The sequence below is a fragment of the Mesorhizobium sp. L103C131B0 genome (assembly GCF_000502275.1).
Taxonomy (GTDB): domain Bacteria; phylum Pseudomonadota; class Alphaproteobacteria; order Rhizobiales; family Rhizobiaceae; genus Mesorhizobium.
The window spans coordinates 24,692-47,208 of the sequence record NZ_AYXC01000015.1; the positions used below are offsets into that span (position 1 = coordinate 24,692).

At 61.9% G+C, this 22,517-nt stretch carries 24 protein-coding genes; 7 read left to right on the forward strand and 17 right to left on the reverse strand.

Annotated elements, in window-relative coordinates; genetic code table 11:
• Positions 1–4: 4 nt before the first annotated feature.
• From bamA to X730_RS143440, 8 genes are all read right to left on the reverse strand, one after another.
• Positions 5–2,371 (reverse strand): outer membrane protein assembly factor BamA, encoded by a 2,367-nt coding sequence (gene bamA, locus X730_RS143470; protein WP_023815767.1) that lies wholly within the window; start codon positions 2,369–2,371, stop codon positions 5–7.
• Positions 2,372–2,588: 217 nt separating this feature from the next.
• The gene (rseP, locus tag X730_RS143465) at positions 2,589–3,731 is read right to left on the reverse strand and encodes an RIP metalloprotease RseP (RefSeq protein WP_023826961.1); all 1,143 of its coding nucleotides are present in this window, start codon (positions 3,729–3,731) and stop codon (positions 2,589–2,591) included.
• 103 nt (positions 3,732–3,834) lie between these two features.
• Entirely contained in the window at positions 3,835–4,650 is an 816-nt protein-coding gene (locus X730_RS143460; protein WP_023826962.1) for a phosphatidate cytidylyltransferase, read from the reverse strand.
• Positions 4,651–4,661: 11 nt separating this feature from the next.
• Positions 4,662–5,435 carry an isoprenyl transferase gene (locus X730_RS0134185; protein WP_280815924.1) on the reverse strand — a complete coding sequence of 258 codons (774 nt, stop codon included), beginning with the start codon at positions 5,433–5,435 and terminating at the stop codon, positions 4,662–4,664.
• Positions 5,416–5,970, reverse strand: coding sequence for a ribosome recycling factor (gene frr, locus X730_RS143455; RefSeq protein ID WP_023671027.1), 555 nt, complete (start codon positions 5,968–5,970; stop codon positions 5,416–5,418). The genes X730_RS0134185 and frr overlap by 20 nt, the downstream gene beginning before the upstream one ends.
• Positions 5,971–6,071: 101 nt before the next feature.
• The gene (gene pyrH, locus X730_RS143450; protein WP_023671026.1) at positions 6,072–6,794 is read right to left on the reverse strand and encodes a UMP kinase; all 723 of its coding nucleotides are present in this window, start codon (positions 6,792–6,794) and stop codon (positions 6,072–6,074) included.
• Between the two features lie 150 nt (positions 6,795–6,944).
• The gene (locus X730_RS143445) at positions 6,945–8,054 is read right to left on the reverse strand and encodes an aldo/keto reductase (RefSeq protein ID WP_023730118.1); all 1,110 of its coding nucleotides are present in this window, start codon (positions 8,052–8,054) and stop codon (positions 6,945–6,947) included.
• A 34-nt stretch (positions 8,055–8,088) separates the two neighbouring features.
• Entirely contained in the window at positions 8,089–8,616 is a 528-nt protein-coding gene (locus tag X730_RS143440; RefSeq protein ID WP_023826963.1) for a nuclear transport factor 2 family protein, read from the reverse strand.
• 98 nt (positions 8,617–8,714) lie between these two features.
• Here X730_RS143440 and X730_RS143435 point away from each other — a divergent pair, with 98 nt between their 5' ends.
• Positions 8,715–9,641 carry a LysR family transcriptional regulator gene (locus tag X730_RS143435; RefSeq protein WP_023826964.1) on the forward strand — a complete coding sequence of 309 codons (927 nt, stop codon included), beginning with the start codon at positions 8,715–8,717 and terminating at the stop codon, positions 9,639–9,641.
• Positions 9,642–9,674: 33 nt separating this feature from the next.
• Here the strand turns inward: X730_RS143435 and tsf are convergent, their stop codons facing one another.
• From tsf to X730_RS143410, 5 genes are all read right to left on the reverse strand, one after another.
• A complete protein-coding gene (gene tsf / locus X730_RS143430; protein ID WP_023826965.1) occupies positions 9,675–10,595 on the reverse strand; it encodes a translation elongation factor Ts in 921 nt (306 codons plus the stop codon).
• Between the two features lie 108 nt (positions 10,596–10,703).
• A complete protein-coding gene (gene rpsB, locus X730_RS143425) occupies positions 10,704–11,492 on the reverse strand; it encodes a 30S ribosomal protein S2 (RefSeq protein ID WP_023671022.1) in 789 nt (262 codons plus the stop codon).
• A gap of 177 nt (positions 11,493–11,669) precedes the next feature.
• Positions 11,670–12,281 (reverse strand): LysE family translocator, encoded by a 612-nt coding sequence (locus X730_RS143420; RefSeq protein ID WP_023688582.1) that lies wholly within the window; start codon positions 12,279–12,281, stop codon positions 11,670–11,672.
• The gene (locus X730_RS143415) at positions 12,278–12,556 is read right to left on the reverse strand and encodes a DUF4031 domain-containing protein (RefSeq protein WP_023826966.1); all 279 of its coding nucleotides are present in this window, start codon (positions 12,554–12,556) and stop codon (positions 12,278–12,280) included. The genes X730_RS143420 and X730_RS143415 overlap by 4 nt, the downstream gene beginning before the upstream one ends.
• 43 nt (positions 12,557–12,599) lie before the next feature.
• Positions 12,600–13,430, reverse strand: a complete 831-nt coding sequence (locus tag X730_RS143410) for a cell envelope integrity EipB family protein (RefSeq protein ID WP_023688583.1) — start codon at positions 13,428–13,430, stop codon at positions 12,600–12,602.
• Positions 13,431–13,568: 138 nt separating this feature from the next.
• Between X730_RS143410 and X730_RS143405 the strand changes: the two genes are divergently transcribed.
• From X730_RS143405 to X730_RS1000000165415, 5 genes are all read left to right on the forward strand, one after another.
• Positions 13,569–14,033: a RidA family protein gene (locus X730_RS143405; protein WP_023826967.1), complete on the forward strand. Its 465-nt coding sequence runs from the start codon at positions 13,569–13,571 to the stop codon at positions 14,031–14,033.
• 14 nt (positions 14,034–14,047) lie between these two features.
• On the forward strand, positions 14,048–14,776 hold the full coding sequence (locus X730_RS143400) for a glycerophosphodiester phosphodiesterase (protein WP_023826968.1): 729 nt from the start codon (positions 14,048–14,050) through the stop codon (positions 14,774–14,776).
• Between the two features lie 55 nt (positions 14,777–14,831).
• Positions 14,832–16,046 carry a GNAT family N-acetyltransferase gene (locus X730_RS143395; protein ID WP_023826969.1) on the forward strand — a complete coding sequence of 405 codons (1,215 nt, stop codon included), beginning with the start codon at positions 14,832–14,834 and terminating at the stop codon, positions 16,044–16,046.
• A gap of 96 nt (positions 16,047–16,142) precedes the next feature.
• Entirely contained in the window at positions 16,143–16,571 is a 429-nt protein-coding gene (locus X730_RS143390; RefSeq protein ID WP_023671015.1) for an HIT family protein, read from the forward strand.
• Positions 16,572–16,795: 224 nt separating this feature from the next.
• Positions 16,796–17,245: a phosphatase PAP2 family protein gene (locus X730_RS1000000165415; protein ID WP_023826970.1), complete on the forward strand. Its 450-nt coding sequence runs from the start codon at positions 16,796–16,798 to the stop codon at positions 17,243–17,245.
• A gap of 102 nt (positions 17,246–17,347) precedes the next feature.
• On the opposite strand, the gene clpA is transcribed toward X730_RS1000000165415, so the two are convergent.
• The 4 genes from clpA to X730_RS1000000167630 all read right to left on the reverse strand — a co-directional run bounded on the left by clpA (position 17,348) and on the right by X730_RS1000000167630 (position 21,049).
• The gene (gene clpA, locus X730_RS143385) at positions 17,348–19,837 is read right to left on the reverse strand and encodes an ATP-dependent Clp protease ATP-binding subunit ClpA (RefSeq protein ID WP_023826971.1); all 2,490 of its coding nucleotides are present in this window, start codon (positions 19,835–19,837) and stop codon (positions 17,348–17,350) included.
• Between the two features lie 6 nt (positions 19,838–19,843).
• Complete coding sequence (gene clpS / locus X730_RS143380; RefSeq protein WP_023671012.1) at positions 19,844–20,170, reverse strand: ATP-dependent Clp protease adapter ClpS; 327 nt, start codon at positions 20,168–20,170, stop codon at positions 19,844–19,846.
• A 277-nt stretch (positions 20,171–20,447) separates the two neighbouring features.
• Positions 20,448–20,777, reverse strand: a complete 330-nt coding sequence (locus X730_RS143375) for a phasin family protein (RefSeq protein WP_023671011.1) — start codon at positions 20,775–20,777, stop codon at positions 20,448–20,450.
• Positions 20,774–21,049 carry a hypothetical protein gene (locus X730_RS1000000167630; RefSeq protein ID WP_155922483.1) on the reverse strand — a complete coding sequence of 92 codons (276 nt, stop codon included), beginning with the start codon at positions 21,047–21,049 and terminating at the stop codon, positions 20,774–20,776. The genes X730_RS143375 and X730_RS1000000167630 overlap by 4 nt, the downstream gene beginning before the upstream one ends.
• 11 nt (positions 21,050–21,060) lie before the next feature.
• Between X730_RS1000000167630 and X730_RS143370 the strand changes: the two genes are divergently transcribed.
• Positions 21,061–22,512, forward strand: coding sequence for a D-alanyl-D-alanine carboxypeptidase (locus tag X730_RS143370; protein WP_023706224.1), 1,452 nt, complete (start codon positions 21,061–21,063; stop codon positions 22,510–22,512).
• The last annotated feature ends 5 nt before the right edge of the window (positions 22,513–22,517 follow it).

Consider the following 22,517-nt stretch of genomic DNA (forward strand, 5'->3'; position numbering starts at 1 on the left):
CGCATCAGAAGCGGCTCGACATGCCGAAGTTGAATTCCTGCACGTCGTCGGTCTTTTCCTTCTTGACGGGCATCGCGTAGTCAATGCGGATCGGGCCAAAAGGCGATGACCACAACAAGCCGACACCAACCGAAGCGCGCAGTTCCAAGTCGACTGACCCCTGATTGACCAAAGGAGTGTTAATCTTGCTGCCATACAGCGTTGCGGCATCGGCAAACACGGCGCCGCGCACACCAAAGCTTTCCGGAATGACCGGTATCGGGAACTGAGCTTCCGCCGACGCATTGAAATAGGTGGTTCCGCCGAGGTGGTCACCTGTGTTGAGGTCCACAGGGCCAATGCCACCATACTCGAAGCCGCGGATCATGCGGTCGCTGCTCTGGAACTGATCGAAGATTCGCAAGCCGTCATTGCCGTAGCTCGCAATATGACCAGCACCGCCCGAAATCAGGCCGACCAGATCCAGCTGTTCTGACAGCGTCTGGTAGACAGTGCCACGACCGGTAACCTTGACGAACTTGGCATCGCCACCAAGGCCCGCCACTTCCACAGTCGTGGTGGCGTAGATGCCTTCATGCGGGCTCTTCATATCGTCGATGGTGTTGTAGACCAGTCCCAAGCTGACCGAAGACTTGATCCACGGGCTATCCTCAATCCCCTCCAGGATCGCATTGGAGACGTCACATTTTGCCGGGTCATAAACGCCGGCAGTCAAGCAACCGTCATCGAGCTTGTACTTCTCCTGGGCGATATTGTACGCCAGCTGCGTCGAGATGTTGTCGGTGATCGGCAGGCCGAAGCGGACCGTCGCACCCAGCGTCTCGCTGTCATAGTGGTCGTAGTTGCGAGTCTGCTGGAAGATGTCGAAGCCGGCGGCGATACGGCGCCCCAGGAAATAGGGTTCGGTGAAGGACAGGCTGTAGTCCCGCGAATTCTTGCCGCCACCCGCCGAAACCTTGATGTATTGGCCGCGACCGAGGAAGTTGCGCTCCGCGACCGAACCTTCGACGGACGGACCGGCAGTGTCGCCACCTGTCGAATAACCTGCGCCAACCGAGAACTCGCCGGTCGATTTCTCGACCACGTCGACCACGAGCACGACCTGGTCTGGCTCAGAACCCGGGACAGTCGAAACGTCGACTTTCTCAAAGTAATCTAGCTTTTCCAGCCGCTTCTTCGCGCGCTGGATGAGTACCTGGTTGAAGGCGTCGCCTTCGCTGACATCGAACTCACGACGAATGACATAGTCGCGTGTGCGGTCGTTGCCGCGGATTTCGATGCGCTCGATATAGGCCTTGGTGCCCTGGTCGATCGTATAGACGACCGAAATGGTGTGGTTCTCGAAGTTGCGATCGCCGCGCGGCGTCACCTGGGCGAAGGCATAGCCCGAACCCGCGACCTTTTCGGTCAGCGCGATGATGGTGTCCTCGACATCCTTGGCGTTGTAGACGTCGCCCTTGTGGGTCTGAACCACCGATTCCAGCGCCTTCGAGTCGACTTCGGGAATGGTGCTCTCGACGCTGACGTCGCCGAACGTATAGCGGTCGCCTTCCTGGACGGTAATGGTAACCGTGTACTGGTTGGTCGTATCGTCGAGCTCGCCGACAGCTGAGACCACCTGGAAGTCGGCATAGCCGTGATTGTAATAGAAGCGGCGCAGCGATTCCTGGTCGGCGCGCAGCTTGTCCTCGTCATAGACGTCGTCACGCAGCACGAAGGACAGGAAGCTCGAGCGCTTGGTGGCGATGACGTCAGACAGGCGGCGGCTCGAATAGGCGCTGTTGCCGACGAAATTGACGGCGGCGATCTTGGTGCGGCCGCCTTCGTTGATGTTGAAGACCACGTTCACCCGGTTGTCGCCGAGATCCATGATCTGCGTCGTGACAGTGGCGTCATCGCGGCCAATTCGCCTGTAGGCAGCCTTCACCGCCTCGACATCGGAGTCCAGCGTTGCCTGCGAAAACGTCCCGCGCGGCTTCAACTGCACGGCGACTGCCAGCGCGTTGTCCTTGAGCTTCTTGTTGCCCTGGAACAGAACCTGGTTGACGACCTGATATTCGGCAACCTTGACTACCAGCGTCGAACCGACCTGATTGATCTGCACGTCCGAGAACAGCCCGGTGCCGAACAGCGCCTTGACCGCATCGTCGATATCGGCGCTGGAAAACGCCTTGCCCGGCTTGATCGTGATGTAGTTGCGGATGGTGTCGGCGTCGACACGCTGGTTGCCGCTGACCTCGACTCTCGAGACAACGGCTGCCTGCGCCGCAGATGTGGCAACGAACTGCACGGCGAGCGCACCTGGTACAACCAGAGCGGCGGACATAGCCACCGCGGACGCGGCGCTCAAAAATTTGGATGCTGCCTTCATCGGGCTTTTGTACCTTTTCTCGAAGTCCCCACGGCGAGAAAACCGGACGTGCGGTAATTTCTCCTACCGTATTAACCGGATTTTCCCTACACGCAAGGCTTCTGGTTAATTTGTAATTACTTAACCCTGATGCGTGGCTTTCGCGTCACGCATACCCCCGTGCATGGTAAACGGCGTCTCAACATTGCCGGTGCTGAAGCCAAATTTCTTCATGATTTCAGCACCCAAACAGATCGTTCCAGAAGACGAAGCCCATAAATCCCAGCACCAGAAAGAGGCCGGCCCGGTATCCCATTTCCATCATCCGCTCCGATACCGGACGCCGGAAAACGGCTTCGAGTGCGTAGAACAGGAGATGGCCGCCGTCGAGGGGGGGAATCGGCAAAAGGTTCAGAATTCCGATCCCGACCGACAGGCCGGCGACGAGTTGCACCAGCCATAGGAAGCCCAGCTTTGCCGCCTGCCCCGACATCTTGGCGATCTTGATCGGGCCGCCCAGCTGGCATTTGTCTTCGCGGCCGACAACGAATCGCTGCAGGAACTGGCCGGTGCGCTGAATGACGTGCCCCGTCTCCTCGACCGCGGCGCCGACTGCTCCGACAGGGCTGTAGGTGATCAGCCTGGGCTGGCCGACATCCTTGTTGTTGACGACGCCGATGACGGCCACCTTGACCTTGTTGCCCAGTGCGTCCAGCTGCTCCATCGGCTCCGGCGTCGCGACGACCGTGACCTCCTTGCCGTCGCGCAACATGGTGAAGGTGATGGCGTCGCCGCCGCGGCCCGAAACTAGGCGCTGGACGTCGGCGAAGGTCTCAACCTTGCTGCCGTCGACGGCGACGAATCGGTCGCCTGGCAAAATGCCGGCCGTTGCGGCTGGACTGCCGGCGGTGACCGCCGCCACCATCGGCTCAAACACAGGGCGGCCATAGAGGGAAAACAGCACGGCAAAGACGGCAATGGTCAAAAGGAAGTTGAACAGCGGTCCGGCCACCACCGTGGCGGCGCGTTTCCAGATGGGTTGCGTGTGGAAGGCGACCTTGCGTTCAGCGTCAGTCAGCGTTTCCAGATCTTCCGAACTCGGCTGGCTCGACGTGGCGCTCATGTCGCCGACGAATTTGACATAACCGCCGAGCGGTATGGCGCAGAGCTTCCAGCGCGTGCCGTGGCTGTCGTTGAAGCCGAGAAGTTCGGGGCCGAAGCCGATCGAAAAGGCCTTCACGCCAATGCCGCACCAGCGGCCGACCAGGTAATGGCCCATTTCGTGAATGAAGACGACCACGGTCAGCACGAACAGAAACGGCACCAGCGTGCCGAGGACAAAGCCTTCCGTGCTGAAAAACGCGTGAAGAATTTCGTTCAACTCATGCCCTCAAATTCACCCGCGGCAAAAGGTGTCGCCGCGACTGTGACATCAATCCAGGCGAATCCGTGGCGTGCGCCATTTCTTCGCCGTGAAATATCACTCAAGCCGGAAACAGCCCCTGCGCCGGATGATCGGCGCCCGCCGAAATCCAGCCGATCACGTATAGGGCAAAAGCCGCCGCGACAAGCCCGTCCACCCTGTCCATGACACCGCCATGCCCGGGTATCAACGCGCTTGAATCCTTGCGGCCGTGGCGGCGCTTGACCCAGGATTCGAAGAGATCGCCAGCCTGGGCAACAATCGACAGCACCAGCGCAATCAAGGCGAGGACGCCAAGATTGCCGGCCCCGGCGGCGGCAGCCAGAAGCACGCCGGCGGCCACGCCGCCGACAGCGCCGCCAAGCGCGCCGCTCTGCGTCTTGCCGGGGGATATAGATGGCGCGAGCTTGGGCCCACCGACGGAGCGGCCGACGAAATAGGCGAAGATGTCGGTCGCCCAGACCACGGCGAACAGAAACAGGATTGCGACCAGGCCGGGATGGTCGCCGCCGCGCAGCAGCGCCAGCGATAAGCCGGACAAAGCCGCGTAGGCAAGACCGGCTGCATCCCATTGCGCCGCTCCACGCATACGGGCGCCGACAGCAGCGACCACAACCATGGCCAGGACAAGAGACAGAAGCCACGATGCCGGCACGCCTGCAACCAGGGCGACGACGAAAACCAGAAGCAGCGCTTCGGGAATGAAGCCGAGGGTCGCACCGGCCAAGGGGCGCGACATGCGCGCCCATTCATAGAAGATGACCGCCGATATCCCGGCGCAAAGCAGGCGGAACCACAGCCCTCCCAACCAGGTCAGGCCAAGCGCTATTGCGGCCAGCACCAGCGCCGAGACGATGCGAAGCTGAAGATTGTTCATCCCGCCGCCGATCACGAGGCAGCGACATCTTGAGCGGCAAGCCCGCCAAAACGGCGCTCGCGGCCAGCAAAATCGCGCAATGCGTCGGCCAGGTGTTCGCGGCTGAAGTCAGGCCAGTAGCAAGGCAGAAAAACCAGTTCGCTGTAGGCTGCCTGCCACAGAAGGAAGTTCGACAGCCGAAGCTCGCCACTGGTGCGGATGACCAGCTCCGGATCGGGAATGCCTGCGGTGTCGAGGGCGCCGGCAAAAGTGTCTGCCGTGATCGCCTCTGCGTCGATCTCGCCGCGCGCCACTGCGGCTGCGAGCTTGCGTGACGTGCGCACGATCTCGTCGCGCCCGCCATAGTTGAAGGCGATGACCAAGGTCAGCGATTCATTGCGCGCAGTCAGCGATTCGGCCTCTTCCAGCAGGCCCCTGATGTCCGGCTGCAGCCCCGCCCTGTCACCGATGATCCTGACGCGCACGCCGTTCTGGTGCAGTTCGGCCAGATCGCGGCGGATGAACAGTTTCAAAAGCCCCATCAGATCGCTGACTTCGGCCTTGGGCCGCGACCAGTTTTCCGACGAAAAGGCGTAGACGGTCAGGAAGGAAATGCCGAGACCGGGCGCGGCGCTCACCGTCTTGCGCAGCGCTTCGACGCCGGCGCGATGGCCGGCAAGCCGCGGCATGCCGCGCGCCTTGGCCCAGCGTCCGTTTCCATCCATGATGATAGCGACATGCGCGGGCGTTGCCATTGTCTCGCTTTCGGGCCGGTGTGGGCCGACCCTAGACCTGCATGATTTCAGCTTCCTTATCGGAAAGCAGGTGATCGATGGTGCTGATCGTCTCGTCGGTCAGCTTCTGGACCTGATCGGAGCGCTTCCGCTGATCGTCCTCGCTGATGTCGCCGTCCTTTTCCGCCTTCTTCAAGAAGTCCATGCCGTCGCGACGGACATGGCGCACCGCGACGCGGGCGTTCTCGGCGTAGCCATGCGAGATCTTGACCAGTTCCTTGCGGCGCTGCTCGTTGAGCTCGGGCAGCGGAATCCTGAGGTTGGTGCCGTCGACGATCGGATTGAAGCCCAGATTGGATTCTCTAATGGCACGATCGACCGCGCCGACCATCGACTTGTCCCAGACCGAAACCGAGATCATGCGCGGCTCCGGCACCGACACGTTCGCCACCTGGTTGATGGGCATGGTGGTGCCGTAGGCCTGGACCTGGATGGCGTCGAGCAGATTGCTGGAGGCACGGCCGGTGCGCAGCGAAGCCAGATCGTGCTTGAAGGCGGCGATCGCGCCATCCATGCGCCGCTTGAGGTCGTCGAACTCACCACTCATCTTAGTCTCCTCGACCCGTTTGATCCGGGTTCAGTGCTTAGGGCCTATATTCGGACCCGCTTTCGAAAACTGATCCCCTTTTTAGGAGAGTATACTCCGGGTCACTCGTCGGCGACGATCGTGCAACGGCCGCCGCCCCGCAGAATATCGCCGAAACCACCTTTTTCGTGGATCGAATAGACGATTATCGGGATGTTGTTTTCGCGCGCAAGTGCAATTGCGGCGGTATCCATGATCGAAAGGCCCTTGTTGATGACTTCGGCATGGCTGATGCGCTCGAAGCGGGTCGCATTCGGATCCTTCTTGGGATCGGCCGAATAGACGCCGTCGACCTGGGTGCCCTTGAACAGCGCGTCGGCGCCGATCTCGGCGGCGCGCAAGGCCGCGGCCGAATCGGTGGTGAAGAACGGATTGCCGGTGCCGCCGGCGAAAATGACGACCTTGCCCTGGTTCATATAGGCGGTGGCCTGGCGCTGGGAAAAACTCTCGCAAAGTTCGGGCATGGCTATGGCCGACAGCACGACGGCGTCGACGCCGATCTTGTTCAGCGAGGTGCGCAGCGCCAGCGAGTTGATGACGGTGGCCAGCATGCCCATGTGGTCGCCGGTGACACGGTCGCCGCCCTTGGATGCCACCGCCACGCCGCGAAAGATATTGCCGCCGCCAATGACGACGCCGACCTCGATGCCAAGTGCGCGGGCTTCGGCGATGTCGGCGGCGATTCGGTCGACCACCGAGACATCGATGCCGAAATGCTGCTCGCCCATCAACGCTTCGCCCGACGCTTTCAGCAGGACACGTCGATAGAGGGGCTTTGCCGTCATCTGGACCTCGTCATTGTTGCGTGTGGCAGCCTGGGCAGGCCGCCCTCGCGCGGGCGCCGCCGCTGGCGCGATGCCGAGTTCCGATACACGAAGGGCGCCGCGATGTCACGCGGCGCCCCTCGCCCAATTCCGCCTTCCCGTCGCGGCCCGTCAGTTGCTGGTGATGCTGACGGCGTCGCCGTCGACCAGCAGCGGCGGCGCATAACCCAACGGCTTGTCGCCGGTCACGGCGCCGCCGGTAACCCGGGCTTGTATGTCGGAACCGAAATAGGCGTACGGGAATGGCGGCGGTGTCTTGCTGACCGTATCCAGCCGCGCGCGAAGCTCGGCGGGTAAAGTGAAATCCAACGCCGCCAGATTGTCCTGCAACTGCGCCAGCTTGGTGGCGCCAAGAATCACGGTGGCGATGCCCGGTTGCGTTGCCACCCAGTTGAGCGCGACCTGCGCCATGCTGCGTCCGAGTTCGGCGGCAACTTTTTCGAGCTCCGCCACGATCGCCCAGTTGCGCTCGGTGAACTTCTGGAACCCCGGATGAGTGGTGTTGCGAAAGCCGTCGAGCCGGCCGGCATGGCCTTCCTGCGTCGGCCGGTACTTGCCGCTGAGTAGCCCGCTGGCCAGCGGGCTCCACACCATGATTCCTGCGCCATGGCGGGTGCCGAAGGGCACGAACTCATTTTCGATCGAACGCTCCGCCAGCGAATATTCAAGCTGCAGGGCCGACACCGGCTCGTAGCCGCGCCACTCGGCGATCGTCTGCGCGCGGGCAGCATACCAGGCCGGCACATCGGACAGGCCGACATGGCGAATTTTGCCCGCACGCACGAGATCATCCATCGTGCGCATGACCTCCTCGGCCGGCGTCAGCCCGTCCCAGACATGGAGGAGGTAGAGGTCGATATAATCAGTGCCCAACCGCTTCAGGGAAGCGTCCACGGCGCGCAAGATGTTCTTGCGGCCATTGCCGCCGGCGTTCGGATTGCCGGGCTCCGCGTTGAAGGTGAATTTCGTGGCGATCACCGCTCTGTCGCGCAAGCCTCGCTCGGCGATGAATTCGCCGAGCCAGGTTTCGGCTGTGCCGCCGGTGTAGAGGTCGGCGGTGTCGAAGAAATTGCCGCCGGCCTCGACATAGGCGTCGGCCATGGCGCGCGCGGTTTCCCTGTCCGCGCCCCAGCCCCATTCGGTGCCAAAGGTCATGGTGCCCAGTGCCAACCGGCTGACGCGCAGGCCGCTGTTGCCCAGTGTGTAATAGCTCATGGTCATGGTGTTTTTCCTATCCTGATTTCTTGACGCCGGCTCACTGGCCAGGCGTCATCTTGACCCAGGGATTGCCGCGCTCATGCGTGGCGCGGAAAACGAAGCCGTCGACTTTCCAGCCGGTCCCGGAGCGAACCAGATGGTGCTCGTAGGTGCCCCAGACTTCCCACAGCGGGTCGCCATTGCCTTCCATCCGGTTCCAGGCATAGCCGTTCGAAGAGACGGTCGCCGCGTCCGCCTCAAAGATCACCTGGTGATTGGTGCGCAGATGCAGGCTGGTCTTGCTGCCCCTGAGGTTGCCGGCCCAGGTACCGATCAGATCGTCGGAGGGGATGGTGGCGGCAGGCTGTCCTGACAGGCTGCTGAAGTCGACGGTGACACGGTCGGCGAAATAGGAGCGGGCAAGCTTCCAGTCCTGCGCATCGACGGCACGGTCGATGGCATCGGCGATGCGGATGACGGCGCGTTCGTCGGCGAGCGCGCGCCAACCGGACGGCTCGGCGCCGCCGGCATCAGCCGGCGCCAGAGCAAGGGCTGCGGCGAAGGTAGCGTGTTTCAAGGCATTCATCTCTCTTCTCCTTGTGCATTGGTGACGGCAATATGGGTCAGCCTGTCGGCATCGAGAAGATTGAAGTGTTCGCAAGGACTATGCGATATCATGCATGAATGGACCGGGACCTGCTCAGCCATCTGCCTGTCATCGTCGCCGTTGCCCGACGCGGCGGCTTTGCGCTTGCCGCGGCCGAACTGGGCATGTCCCCATCCGCCGTCAGCCATGCGGTGCGCCTCGTGGAGGAGCGGATCGGCCAGCCGTTGTTTGCGCGCACGACGCGCAGCGTCTCGCTGACGGAAGCCGGCAAGGCGCTGGTGGAGACGGCGGCCCCTGCCCTTCAGGACATTGCCGACCGTATGGATCGTATCCGAGCCATCAAGGGCCGGCCCTCCGGCTTGCTCAGGTTGAACGTTCCCAACATCGCCGTTCCACTTGCCGTCACTCCCGTGGTCGCCGCGATGGCTGAACGCTATCCTGATGTGACCATCGAATTGCTCACCGACCAGGGGCTGGTGGACATTGTCGGCGAGGGTTTCGATGCCGGCATCCGGCTGGGCGAGATGATCGCACAGGACATGGTCACGGTCCGGCTGACGCCGCCATTCAACGCCGTGATCGTTGCCTCTCCCGCCTATGTCGGCCGGCATGGCCGTCCGCGCGGTGTGGCGGATCTTTCCGAGCACAATTGCATCGGCTACCGGCTTGTGCGCTCCGGCGCACTCTATCGCTGGGACCTGACCGAGGACGGCAAGGATGTCGTGGCCGAGACGAAGGGTACGGTCATCGTCACCGATTCGCTGGCCGCGATCGACCTTGCGCTTGCCGGCGTCGGGCTGACCTATGTGTTCGAGCCGCTGGTCCGCGCGGAATTGGCCGCCGGCCGCCTCGTTCAGATCCTGCCGCAAACGGCGATCGAGGAGCCCGGCCTCTTCCTTTACTTCCCGCGCAGGGCGTCGACGGCGCCAAAGCTCAGGGCCTTCATCGACACCGCACAAGAAATCGGCCGAGCATCCTTGCGGACACCCGGCCGAGTTGCCTGAGCTGAGAAGCCCTTTTCGGGGCTATTTTTAAAACTACTTCTTCACCGCCGCCGCGACTTCCGCCGCGAAATCGGTCTCTTCCTTTTCGATGCCTTCGCCCAGCGCAAAGCGCAGATAGGCGGAGATCTTGGCCGGAGCGCCGATGTCCTTCTCGGCATCCTTCAGCGCCTGCTCGACAGTGATGTCGGGATTGAGCACGAAGGCGTGCTTGAGGAGCACGACTTCCTCGTAGAACTTGCGCAGGCGGCCTTCGACCATCTTTTCGATGATCGCTTCCGGCTTGCCGGACTGGCGCGCCTGGTCGGCGAAGATCGCCTTCTCGCGCTCGACCGCTGCCGGATCGATCTGCTCGGCGGTCAACGCCAGCGGGTTGGTGGCGGCGACATGCATGGCGACCTGGCGGCCAAAGGCGTTGGCGGCATGCTCATTGCCCGTCGTCTCGATCGCGACCAGAACGCCGAGCTTGCCAAGACCATCGGCAACCGCATTGTGGACGTAGGTTGCGACAGCACCGTGCGGGACGGTGAGCTTGGCCGAACGGCGGAAGCTCATGTTCTCGCCAATGGTGCCAACGGCGTCCTTGATGGTGTCAGTGACCGACTTGTCCGAACCCGGATACTTTGCGGCAGAGACAGCCTCCGTCGTGCCATAAGCAAGCGCGACCTTGGCGACATTGCGAACGATCTCCTGGAACTGCTCGTTGCGGGCCACGAAATCGGTCTCGGAGTTAACCTCGATGATGGCGGCCTCGCGGACGCCGGAGTCGACGCCGATCAGGCCTTCGGCGGCAGTACGGCCAGCCTTCTTGTCGGCCTTGGAAATGCCCTTCTTGCGCAGCCAGTCGACGGCCTCTTCGATGTTGCCGTTGGTCTCGGTCAACGCCGCCTTGCAGTCCATCATGCCCGCGCCGGTCAAGTCGCGGAGTTCTTTGACCTGTGCAGCCGAAATGCTCATTGTCGCCTCTTTGTTTTAAATGCACCGACGCACCACCGGTACTCGGTGATGCGTCCGTCTAGCGTGCCAAATATGAGAATGATGAAGGCCGCAACCGGCCTTCGATTGTCAAGCTTCCGGAGCGTCAGCAGCCGGGGCCGGAGCCGGATCAAGCGCCGGTTCGACCGGAGCTTCGACCGAGGCGCCGATGTCGACGCCGAGCGCGCCCTGCTGGCGGGCGATGCCGTCGATGGCAGCCTTGGCGATCAGGTCGCAATAGAGCTGGATGGCGCGCGCCGCGTCGTCATTACCGGGGATCGGGAAATCGATCTTGTCCGGATCGCAGTTCGAATCGATGATGGCGACGACCGGGATGCCGAGGCGCTTGGCCTCGAGGATGGCGATCGCTTCCTTGTTGGTGTCGATGACGAACATCAGGTCCGGCGTCGAACCCATGTCCTTGATGCCGCCGAGCGCCTTGTCGAGCTTCTCGCGCTCGCGGTCGAGGTTCAGGCGTTCCTTCTTGGTCAGGCCCTGGGCCTCACCGGCCAGCATCTCGTCGAGTTTGCGCAGGCGCTGGATCGAATTCGAGATCGTCTTCCAGTTGGTCAGCATGCCGCCGAGCCAACGCGAGTTGACATAGTATTGGGCCGAACGCTGTGCGGCGTCGGCGACGATGTCGGACGCCTGGCGCTTGGTGCCGACGAACAGCACGCGGCCGCCCTTGGCAACGGTGTCGGAAACCTGCTTCAGAGCCTGGTGCAGCAAAGGCACCGTCTGCGACAGGTCGATGATGTGGATGTTGTTGCGGGCGCCGTAGATGTAAGGCGCCATCTTCGGGTTCCAGCGGTGGGTCTGGTGGCCGAAGTGAATGCCAGCTTCCAAAAGCTGGCGCATGCTGAAATCAGGCAGTGCCATTCTTAGTTCCTTTTCCGGTTAGCCTCCACGGACACAGGCATTTTTGGACTTTGTCCTCGAACGCCACCGGAGGTTTCAGCCGGATTTCTCCCGGGCAGACACCAAAGTCCGTGTGTGGAATGAGCGCGCATATAGAGGGGAAGTGCTGCAAACGCAAGCGGTGAGGTGCTTTATCGCTCAGCGTGCGGCAATCAGCGCTCCGGTGCCGATCATGGCGCTGCCGGCGAACCGGTTAATCAGCCGCATGCGTTCGGGCGTCCTGAACCAGCCGGATGCCCTGCCCGCCAGCGCGGCGTAGATGCCCATGGTGAGAATATTGGCGCCGACGACGACTGCCACCACCAGCAGGCCGTCGGCAAACGTCATGGTGTCGAGGTTGAGGATCAGCGGCATGATCGAGGCGTGGAACAGGATCGCCTTCGGGTTGCCGAGCGCCACGGAGGCGCCAAGCAGGAACGAACGCGACAATCCGGTTTGGGGGATTCCTTGCGCGGCCGATTGCGCGGCCGCGGCCCGCCACATCTTGATGCCGAGGAAAATCAGGTAGGCCGCACCGGCGTATTTCAACAGGAGAAACACCCATTCGAAGGTCTGGGCCAGCGCCACCAGCCCGAGCAGTGCCAAGGTGACCAGCACGGCATCACCGGCGGCAATGCCCATTCCGGCGACGAACGCACGCAGGAAGCCGCGTGCCACGCCGTTGGTGATCACCGTGAACATCGCCGGACCCGGCGTGGCGGCGGCAAGTGTGATGGCAAGGCAATAAGCCAAGAATGCCGTTAGCGTCACGATCGGCCCTTTCCGTTGGGTATTCGTACGCGCCTGAAGATCGCAACGATCTCCTCGCGGCTGCATTCGATGGCGCCGAGCCGCACCGCCCGGTCGCGCTCGAAGCCGGTTATGTCATAGTGCGGCGCCGATGTCCTGGGCGGCCCCTGGTAGGACGAACGCTTGACACCAAGCTCGGCGGCGAAACGATGCAGTTCGTCCGTATCGTCGGCCATCAGGTGGCACCAGCGATGGCCGGCCCATTTCCAGATCGCCGCATCGACATAGACCGCCATCGGGAACTGCCATCAAGCCTGCCGTGCCAGCGCTGCATTGTTGCTATTTCGAGACCGGGCAAGGCTTGGTCTGATCGAACAGCGACAGGTTGACCAGCTTTCCGGTCATCGAGAACTCGCCATAGTCCATTGTGAGGTCGCGGGTGATGCCGTTCTCGTGCAGCTTGAAGCTGATGCGGTATTCCGGCACCTCTTCGCCCGATTTGTCGGTCTCGTCGAAATAGGCGATGTCGACCGGCCAGTATTTGTCGCCGGCAAGCTTGGCCAGCGCCGGCGCTTCGGGGTCGGCCTTGTCGCCCTCGGCCTTCTTGCCGACGATGACGGTGGTGGTCATCACCTTGTTGGCATCCTCCGAACCGTCGAACAGGCTGGTTTCGTAGAAATTCTCGCCCTTCTCGGCCTTGCCGATCAGTTCGACCAGATGCTGGGTCGGGAACTGGGTGGCGGCGAGTTCGAGGCTGTTCTTCTCGGGCTTGTCGATATCGACCTTGAGGCCCTTGGTCTCTTTTGTGGCGGTGCCTTTGACCTCCTTGTCTAGGTTCTGGTCGACGAAGGATTTGGTCACGAACGAGAAGGTCTTGCCTTCGGCGTCCTCGAACGTGGTCGTCTGCTGGTCGGTGAGCCTGGTGTTGTCGCCGGTGGCGATCTGGGTGACGAAACGGAATTTTACCGTATAGCCCTCGCAGGGCGAGCCGTTGAACTCATAGACCATGCGGCCGGAAATCCCGGTGATGCCCGAGCGGTCCGACGCCTTGTCGAGGGTAAGATCGTAGACGGCGCGATGCGCCTGCAGCGCCGGCACGGCAAAGGCTGGAGCCATCGAGAACAGCACCGGAAAGAGAACGGCGTGGAAGGCAAGGCGCGTTGCGCGCATTAGGGGCTCCGATCGTCGCAGCTGATGGCAGGCCGCAGGTAAAGATGGTCCAGCTTAAAAAAAGTCGTGGCGGAAGCGAGGCAAAAATAGCAATTTCGGCCCGGCCAGCGCGGCGTCTCCAAGCAATAGGGAAATACCATGAGTGAAACAATCGAAAAGCGGCTAAGCGATCTCGGCGTGACGATACCTGCCGCCGCAGCGCCCGCCGCGAACTATGTGCCCTATTGCAGGTCCGGCAATCTTTTGTTCACCGCCGGGCAGTTGCCGCTCAAGGACGGCAAGCTGCAGGCAAGCGGCCTGCTCGGCCGCGACCTCGACACCGCAACCGGCAAGGAAGGCGCAAAGTACTGCGCAATCAATGTCTTGGCCCAAGCAAAAGCAGCACTTGGCGATCTCGAAAAAATCCAGCGTTTGGTCAAGATCACCGTCTTTGTTGCATCAGTGCCGGATTTCGTCGAGCAGCATCTGGTCGCCAATGGCGCCTCCGATTTCCTGGTCGCCGCCCTTGGCGAGCGCGGCAAGCATGCCCGCTCCGCCGTCGGCACCGCCTGTCTGCCGCTTAATGCCGCAGTGGAAATCGAAGGCGTCTTCGAGGTCGCATGAGCAGGACCAAGACAATGACCGACCTTTCCTGGCTGACCGCCCGCCCGGTGGCGCATCGCGGCTTTCACGACATGAACAAGACGCGCTGGGAAAACACGCTGTCGGCCTTCGCGGCTGCCGCCGAGCGCGGCTATGCGATCGAATGCGACGTGCATCTGTCGTCCGACCGCGTCCCCGTCATCATTCATGACGGCGATCTCAGGCGGTTGACCGGCCAGGAAGGCTTCGTCTGGCAGCGCACGGCAGCGGAACTGGCGGCGCTCAGGATCGGCGGCACCAGGGACCATATACCGACGTTGCAGGAAGCGCTCGGCCTGGTCGATGGCCGTGTGCCGATGGTTGTCGAACTGAAGGGTGTGCCCGGTTACGACGAGGGCTTGGTGGCAAGCGTCGGCAAGATGCTGGAGCGCTACAAGGGCAAGGCGGCGATCATGTCGTTCGACCATTGGCTGGTCCGCGACTTCCCCAGGGATGCGCCTGGCATTCCGGGTGGGCTGACCGCCTACGGCAGGGACAATCAGTTGATCGAGGCGCATTTTGCCATGCTGGCACATGACCTCGCCTTCACCTCATATGCCGCGGGCGATCTGCCGAACCCGTTCGTCAGCTTCGTGCGCGAAAGGCTTAAAATGCCTGTCATCACCTGGACGGTGCATGACCAGCCGGCGGTGGATCTCACCTTCAAATACGCCGACCAGATGACGTTCGAAGGGTTCGAACCCGATCTGGTCAATGTCGCCTGATGGAAGTGCCTGAAACGTGACTTGTAGCGGCCCCGACAGAGCTTAAATAAGCCCCATGGATCAGGGTGATGAAGGTGACGGGCAAACGGCGAATGCGGAGTTTTCCATCCGCGTTGCCGCCGGCATCAATGCCTTCACCTGCGACGAGTGGAACGGCTTTACCGGCACAACCCGCAGGGACACAGAAAATGGCTATAACCCTCTCGTTTCATATGCTTTTCTGAGCGCGCTTGAAGATTCCGGCTGCGCCGTGCGGCGTACCGGCTGGCAAGGTCATCATCTCAGACTGGAAAATGCCCAAGGCAGATTGCTGGGCGCCGTGCCCTGCTATCTCAAATCGCACAGCCAGGGCGAATATGTCTTCGACCACGGCTGGTCCGATGCGTTCGAACGCGCCGGCGGCAACTACTATCCGAAACTGCAATGCGCCGTGCCGTTCTCTCCGGTCACCGGCCCTCGCCTGCTGGTCAGCAAAGGCGAGGACAGCGCCATTGTGAAGGCCGGTCTCGCAGCGGGCCTGAAGGCGGTGACGGAAAAGCTCGGCGTGTCGTCCGCGCATGTCACCTTCGCCAATGAAAGCGACGTTGCAACGCTGGAAGCAGCCGGCTTCCTGCACCGCACCGACCAGCAGTTCCACTTCTGCAACGAAGGCTTTTCGACCTATGACGATTTCCTCGCTACGCTGGCATCGCGCAAGCGCAAGGCGATGAAGAAGGAGCGGCGCGAGGCGCTCGCCAACGATATCTCGATCGACCGGCTGACCGGCAAGGACCTGACCGAAAGGGCCTGGGACGATTTCTTCGCCTTCTATATGGACACCGGCAGCCGCAAATGGGGCCGGCCCTATCTCAACCGCAAGTTCTTCTCGCTGATCGGCGAGCGCATGTCCCAGGATATCCTGTTGGTAATGGCCAAGCGCAATGGCCGCTATGTCGCCGGCGCCATCAACTTCATCGGCTCCGATGCGCTCTACGGCCGCAATTGGGGCTGCATCGAGGACCACCCGTTCCTGCATTTCGAAGTTTGCTACCATCAGGCCATCGACTTCGCCATCGAGCGTAAGCTGAAGGTGGTCGAGGCCGGCGCGCAGGGTGAGCACAAGCTGGCGCGCGGCTATCGTCCCGTGACCATGCATTCGGCGCACTACATCGCACATCCCGGCCTGCGCAATGCTGTGGCCGACTATCTCCGGCGGGAACGCCGCGAGGTCGAGCGGATGGGCGAAATCCTGGAAGAGCATACGCCGTTCCGCAAGGATCTTGAGGAATAGCGATCCGCCCCTGCCCTCGCCTGTCGATATCGCCGGACCATCTTGCCGGTCCGGGACAGCTTCGCTACACCGGGAGCATACTCCCGGAGCGCCGCCATGACCGAGGCCTACGACCCCAGCAATATCTTCGCGAAGATCCTGCGCGGCGAAATCCCGTCGCACCGCGTCTACGAGGATGATGCCGTGGTCGCCTTCATGGATGTGATGCCGCAAGGCCCCGGTCACACGCTGGTGGTGCCCAAAGCACCGTCGCGCAATCTGCTCGATGCAGATCCGGCGACGCTCGGCCGGCTGTTCACCACGGTCCAAAAGGTGTCGCTGGCGGTCAAAAAGGCTTTCGGCGCTGACGGGGTCACGATCCTGCAGTTCAACGAACCGGCCTCAGGCCAGACCGTCTACCACCTGCATGTCCATGTCATCCCGCGGTTCGAAGGCATCGCGCTCAAGCCGCATACGGGGCAGATGGAGAAGCCCGAAGTGCTGACTGAGAACGCGGCCAGGATCCGAGCAGCGCTGAACGGTTGAGGTGGCGCGCGCCTCAGGGCGATGCGCTCAGCCACAATCCACCACGTCGGTTAGGAAAATATCAAACCACCCCGTGATAAAGTGCCGTACCGGGATGCGTTTGGGTTTTAAAAATCGTGGAACATTCGGTTGCGACATCAGAGCCGTTGGTAAAAGCAGCTGCCGGGCGGGCCTTTCTGCGCACCTTGGCGGACGCGTACCGGCGACACCGCCTGCTGCACGCGATGGCCATCGCTGCCCTGCTTTTGGCAGCCGCGGTCGGCCTGCGCACCGGAAACATGCCGGATTTCGGCGTGCTGGAAGACTATGCCCAATACCTTCTTTTCGCTTTCTGGATCGGTGGCTGCGCCTTCGCACTCGGCAGCTTTTTTCACCTTGCGCAGGACATTGTGTGGAGCGGCTATATCGGGGCGACGCCAGGCAGTCTCGGCATATCCGCCTTCCCGTCCATGCATGTGGCGATGGCGGTGCTTTTCGCGCTTTATGCAACACGCCGCTCACGGTTGGCCGGCCTTTTGATGTGGGCATTCGCCGCAATCATCATGGTCGGCTCGGTCGTCCTTGGCTGGCATTGTGCCGTGGATGGCTATGCGAGCGTTCTGATTTCGATCGCCATCTGGAAGGCGTGCGGGTACTTCCTGGGCAAGTTTGCACCCGAGGGCGTCGCCGCCTGACCTAACAGCATCTGACCTGAAAAGCAGGGGCCTGTGTCGGCAAACCGGCCAGCCAATGAAAAAAGGGCCCGTCACCGGGCCCTTTTTTCATAGGCGAACTTTTTAGCTCTTGCGCGGTAGTTGCGGCACCAGGCTGCGCTTGCCGCCATCCTTGCCCTTGGGCTCAGGCTCGTCCTTGCCCTTGGGCTGAGGCTTCTGCGCCGCCGCCTTCTTGGCGACGGGCTTCTTGGCCACCGCCTTGCGGGCTTTCGGCGCCTCTTCCGGCTCCTGCTTCGGCTGCACCGGGGCTTCGTCGGCCAGCGATTCGAGCTTCAGGCCGGTTTCGCCGGTTTCCTTCTTCTCGACAGTGACGCGCACCGTGCCGCCCTTCTTGAGCTTGCCGAACAGCACCTCGTCGGCCAACGGCTTCTTGATGTGCTCCTGGATGACCCGGCCGAGCGGCCGCGCACCCATGCGCTCATCATAGCCCTTGTCGGCCAGCCAGGCGATCGCGTCCGCCGACAGGTCGAAGGTGACGCCCCGCTCGGAAAGCTGGGCCTCGAGCTGCATGACGAACTTCTGCACCACCTGGTGGATGACCGGGACTGGCAGAGAGCCGAACGGGATGATCGCATCGAGACGGTTGCGGAACTCCGGCGTGAACAACCGGTTGATGGCCTCGACATCGTCGCCTTCGCGCTTGGTCGATCCGAAACCGATCGCCGCGCGCTGCGCATCGGATGCGCCCGCATTGGTGGTCATGATCAGGATGACGTTGCGGAAGTCGATCTGCTTGCCGTTGTGGTCGGTCAGCTTGCCGTGGTCCATGACCTGCAACAGGATGTTGAACAGGTCCGGATGCGCCTTCTCGACTTCATCCAGCAAGAGCACGCAGTGCGGATGCTGGTCGACGCCGTCGGTCAACAAGCCGCCTTGGTCGAAACCGACATAGCCGGGAGGCGCGCCGATCAGCCGCGAAACGGTGTGGCGTTCCATATATTCCGACATGTCGAAGCGGATCAGCTCGACGCCGAGCGAGGCAGCCAACTGCTTGGCGACTTCGGTCTTGCCGACGCCGGTCGGGCCTGAGAACAGGTAGGAGCCGATCGGCTTTTCCGGTTCGCGCAGGCCGGCACGCGCCAGCTTGATTGCCGAGGTCAGCGCGGTGATGGCGGTGTCTTGGCCATAGACGACGCGCTTCAGCTCGATGTCGAGGCCTTGCAGCACCTTCTCGTCGTCGGCCGAAACCGTCTTCGGCGGGATGCGGGCCATCGTGGCGATAGTGGCTTCGATCTCCTTGATGCCGATCGTCTTCTTGCGCTTGGCTTCCGGCACCAGCATCTGCGAGGCGCCGGTCTCGTCGATCACATCGATCGCCTTGTCCGGCAGCTTGCGGTCGTTGATGTAGCGGGCCGACAGTTCCACCGAAGCCTTGATCGCCTCGTTGGTGAACTTCACCTTGTGGAATTCCTCATAATAGGGCTTGAGGCCCTTCATGATCTCGATGGCGTCCTCGATGGTCGGCTCGTTGACGTCGATCTTCTGGAAGCGCCGCACCAGAGCGCGGTCCTTCTCGAAGAACTGGCGGAATTCCTTGTAAGTGGTCGAGCCGATGCAGCGGATGGCACCCGAAGACAGCGCCGGCTTCAACAGGTTCGACGCATCCATCGCGCCGCCTGACGTGGCGCCGGCCCCGATCACCGTGTGGATCTCGTCGATGAACAGCACGGCGCCGGGATAATCCTCTAGCTCCTTGACAACCTGCTTCAGCCGCTCTTCGAAATCGCCACGGTAGCGGGTGCCGGCCAGAAGCGTGCCCATGTCGAGCGCGAAGATGGTGGCGTCCTGCAGCACTTCGGGCACGTCGCCTTCGACGATGCGCTTGGCCAGACCTTCGGCAATCGCCGTTTTCCCGACGCCGGGATCGCCGACATAGAGCGGGTTGTTCTTAGAGCGGCGGCACAGCACCTGGATGGTGCGGTTGATTTCGCTCTCGCGGCCGATCAGCGGATCGATCTTGCCGGCCTTGGCCTTGTTGTTGAGGTTGACGCAATAAGCCGTCAGCGCATCCTGCTGCTGCTTCTTCTTGCCGCCTTCCTCCTGCGGCTCGGCGCCGTTCTGGCCGCCCTGCTCGTCATCGGCGCCGCGCGGCGAGCGCGTCTCCGATGCGCCGGGGCGCTTGGCGATGCCGTGCGAGATGTAGTTGACCGCGTCGTAGCGGGTCATCTGCTGTTCCTGCAGGAAATAAGCGGCATGGCTCTCGCGCTCGGCAAAGATGGCGACGAGCACGTTGGCGCCGGACACTTCCTCGCGGCCGGATGACTGCACATGGATCACGGCGCGCTGGATGACGCGCTGGAAGCCGGCGGTCGGCTTGGAATCCTCATCGTAACCGGTGACCAGATTGTCGAGTTCGGTGTCGATATAGGTCAGAACGGTGTGCTTCAGCTCGTCGAGATCGACGTTGCAGGCGCGCATAACGGCGGCCGCCTCGGTGTCGTCGATGAGGGCGAGCAGCAGATGTTCTAGGGTTGCATATTCATGGTGCCGCTCATTGGCGAGCGTCAGCGCCTGGTGAAGCGCCTTTTCCAGGCCTTGGGAGAAAGCCGGCATGTTACCTCACTTCTTCTCCATCACGCATTGCAGCGGATGCTGATTCTGTCGGGCGAAATCCATGACCTGAGACACTTTGGTCTCGGCCACCTCGAATGTATAGACCCCGCACTCGCCCACCCCATGATTGTGAACATGAAGCATGATGCGTGTGGCGGCTTCGCGGTCCTTTTGAAAAAAACGCTCCAGGACGTGAACCACGAACTCCATGGGCGTATAGTCGTCGTTGAGGATGAGGACCCTGTAAAGGCTGGGCTTCTTGGTCTTGGTCTTCGTGCGCGTAATGACGGCTGTGCCGCGACCGGCCTCATTGCCGTCGCCGTCACTTTGCATCCGCACCACGCTTGTCGTGGCAGTCAAACCTGAAGTCACGTAATCCTGCCTCTTTCGAATCCCCATGGCGAGTTCGATATGTAGGTGTTCGATGGACGATTTTAAGCCCTTCTTGTTAGCTGACAATATGGCTAGGTGGGCAAACCGAGGCGATTTTCAAAATCGTGAACCGCCAAAGCCCCGGAATTGAAACCGGCATGAAAAAACCCGGCCGCGCATCCGCGACCGGGTCTGTTTTGCAAGCCCGAAAGGCCGTGCCTGGTATTCTCGAGCGAAATTACTTCGCCTTGGCGACAATCGATTCGAAGGGCTTGTAAGCCTCCTTGGCGAGATCGGCATAGAGATCGCCGAACTTGGTCGCCTCGGCAACGAAGCTCTCATAGCTCTGCTTGGCGAAGTCGGACTGGATCTCGACCGCCTTTTCCAGCGACTTGGCGGAGAACAGCTTTTCGACCGCGGCGCTGCCGGCTTCGAAGCTCTTCTTGGTGTATTCGCCAGCTTCAGTGGCGATCGCCTGCGCGCCCTTGGAGAGCGAGGTGAAGCTCTTCAATCCGGTATCGGCAAACTCCTTGCCGTATTTCGAGAAGTCCTCGTAGGTCTGGGTCATTTGACGTTTCCCTTGGCGTTTTGAAGCGCCCTTGCCTGAGCGCGGTTGTGCAATGCACGAGAATATATTGTGCGCTGCACAAAAGTCAAGATTTCAGCGGCATCAGGCCGCGCTGCGCCGGCAACAGCTAAAATTCGAATAAAGAAAGGCTCAAGCCCGAGGAAAATGGTGAACGCGCCGGTTACCATAAACGGATTGGTAACGCTGGCCGCGATAGTTTGACGACAAGTGAGGTCGGATCCCTTTGCCACCTCCAGGGCAATGAGTTTCAAAGGAACTATCAGTGCGTCAGGCGTTGTCGGTCTTCGGTTCAAAATCCGCATCTTCCCTCAAAACGATCATGATCCTCGCTTTGGCGATGTCATTTGTCGTTGCGGATGCCGCGTCCTCGATGGCCGCCAGGTCTTCGGCGATCGTCGTCGACGCCAAGACCGGCAAGGTGCTTTATTCGTCCGATGCCAACGGCCGGCGCTACCCGGCGTCGCTGACCAAGATGATGACGCTCTATCTGACCTTCGAGGCCATGGCGAAGGGCCGGATCAGCAGGAACACGCCCGTGCCGTTCTCGGCCAAAGCGGCGGCCGAACCGCCGACCAAGCTCGGCGTCAAGGCGGGCGGAGCGGTTTCGGTCGAGACCGCCATCCTGTCGATGGTGACCAAGTCGGCCAATGATTCGGCGACCGCGCTCGGCGAACTGCTCGGCGGCAGCGAAAGCAATTTCGCCCGCATGATGACCGCCAAGGCGCGCGCGCTCGGCATGGACGGCACCGTGTTTCGCAATGCCAACGGCCTGCCCGATCCCGGCCAGTTCACAACCGCCCACGACATGGCGATGCTCGGCATAGCGCTCAGGGAACATTATCCGCAGTATTACGGCTATTTCTCGCAGCGCTCCTTCCTTTACGGCCGCCAGCGCATCAATGGCCACAACCGTCTGCTCGGCCGCATCAAGGGCGTCGACGGCATCAAGACCGGCTATACCCGCGCCTCCGGCTTCAACCTCGTCTCGTCGGTTTCGGATGGCAACCGCCGCCTCGTCGCCGTCGTCATGGGCGGCACTTCGGGGCGCAGCCGCGACAACCAGATGGCCGGCCTGATCAACGCCTACATGCCGCGCGCATCGACCCGCGGCGGCGGCGCCCTGGTCGCCAAGGCCGGCGGCGACAATCCGGTCAAGGCGCTGGCCAAGGTCTTCCTGCCCAAGCATGACGCGCCGACGCCGGATGGCAAGCCGATCGTTGAAGACGATGCCGTAGCGTCCAATGACGATCCGACATCCGCTGACGAGCAGTCTGCTGAAGGCCAGTCTGCCGACGAACAGACGGTGGCCGCGGTCGAAGAGCCCGCCCCCGTCGTCAAGACCAGGAAGGTCAAGACCGTCATCGTGACGGCGCCGAAGGTCGAAACTGCGCAGATTGTGGCTGCCTATGCCGAACCCACGCCTGTATCCCCACAGGCGGTCGACCCGGTCAACACGGCCTCGGTGCCGGCTGGTTGGGCGGTGCAGGTGGCGTCGTCGCCCAAGCAGTCCGAAGCCCAGGCTTTCCTCGACAAGACCGCCAAGCTGGCGCCCAAAGTTCTTGGGGCTGCTTCCGGTTTCACCGTCGCCTTCGAAAAGGATGGCGAGACCTATTACCGCGCCCGGTTCGGCGGCTTCCGCTCGAAGGACGCGGCCTGGAATGCCTGCAATGCCCTGAAGAAAAAGAAAATCGCCTGCTACGCCGTCCAACAGTAGGGCGG

What these genes read in the sequence shown, in the direction of transcription:
- bamA (WP_023815767.1), bottom strand. Translation starts at nt 2,371, where the DNA reads ATGAAGGCAGCATCCAAATTTTTGAGCGCCGCGTCCGCGGTGGCTATG.
- X730_RS143460 (WP_023826962.1), bottom strand. Translation starts at nt 4,650, where the DNA reads ATGAACAATCTTCAGCTTCGCATCGTCTCGGCGCTGGTGCTGGCCGCA.
- frr (WP_023671027.1), bottom strand. Translation starts at nt 5,970, where the DNA reads ATGAGTGGTGAGTTCGACGACCTCAAGCGGCGCATGGATGGCGCGATC.
- pyrH (WP_023671026.1), bottom strand. Translation starts at nt 6,794, where the DNA reads ATGACGGCAAAGCCCCTCTATCGACGTGTCCTGCTGAAAGCGTCGGGC.
- X730_RS143445 (WP_023730118.1), bottom strand. Translation starts at nt 8,054, where the DNA reads ATGACCATGAGCTATTACACACTGGGCAACAGCGGCCTGCGCGTCAGC.
- X730_RS143440 (WP_023826963.1), bottom strand. Translation starts at nt 8,616, where the DNA reads ATGAATGCCTTGAAACACGCTACCTTCGCCGCAGCCCTTGCTCTGGCG.
- X730_RS143435 (WP_023826964.1), top strand. Translation starts at nt 8,715, where the DNA reads ATGGACCGGGACCTGCTCAGCCATCTGCCTGTCATCGTCGCCGTTGCC.
- tsf (WP_023826965.1), bottom strand. Translation starts at nt 10,595, where the DNA reads ATGAGCATTTCGGCTGCACAGGTCAAAGAACTCCGCGACTTGACCGGC.
- rpsB (WP_023671022.1), bottom strand. Translation starts at nt 11,492, where the DNA reads ATGGCACTGCCTGATTTCAGCATGCGCCAGCTTTTGGAAGCTGGCATT.
- X730_RS143415 (WP_023826966.1), bottom strand. Translation starts at nt 12,556, where the DNA reads ATGGCGGTCTATGTCGATGCGGCGATCTGGAAATGGGCCGGCCATCGC.
- X730_RS143410 (WP_023688583.1), bottom strand. Translation starts at nt 13,430, where the DNA reads ATGCGCGCAACGCGCCTTGCCTTCCACGCCGTTCTCTTTCCGGTGCTG.
- X730_RS143405 (WP_023826967.1), top strand. Translation starts at nt 13,569, where the DNA reads ATGAGTGAAACAATCGAAAAGCGGCTAAGCGATCTCGGCGTGACGATA.
- X730_RS143400 (WP_023826968.1), top strand. Translation starts at nt 14,048, where the DNA reads ATGACCGACCTTTCCTGGCTGACCGCCCGCCCGGTGGCGCATCGCGGC.
- X730_RS143395 (WP_023826969.1), top strand. Translation starts at nt 14,832, where the DNA reads ATGGATCAGGGTGATGAAGGTGACGGGCAAACGGCGAATGCGGAGTTT.
- X730_RS143390 (WP_023671015.1), top strand. Translation starts at nt 16,143, where the DNA reads ATGACCGAGGCCTACGACCCCAGCAATATCTTCGCGAAGATCCTGCGC.
- X730_RS1000000165415 (WP_023826970.1), top strand. Translation starts at nt 16,796, where the DNA reads ATGGCCATCGCTGCCCTGCTTTTGGCAGCCGCGGTCGGCCTGCGCACC.
- clpA (WP_023826971.1), bottom strand. Translation starts at nt 19,837, where the DNA reads ATGCCGGCTTTCTCCCAAGGCCTGGAAAAGGCGCTTCACCAGGCGCTG.
- clpS (WP_023671012.1), bottom strand. Translation starts at nt 20,170, where the DNA reads ATGCAAAGTGACGGCGACGGCAATGAGGCCGGTCGCGGCACAGCCGTC.
- X730_RS143375 (WP_023671011.1), bottom strand. Translation starts at nt 20,777, where the DNA reads ATGACCCAGACCTACGAGGACTTCTCGAAATACGGCAAGGAGTTTGCC.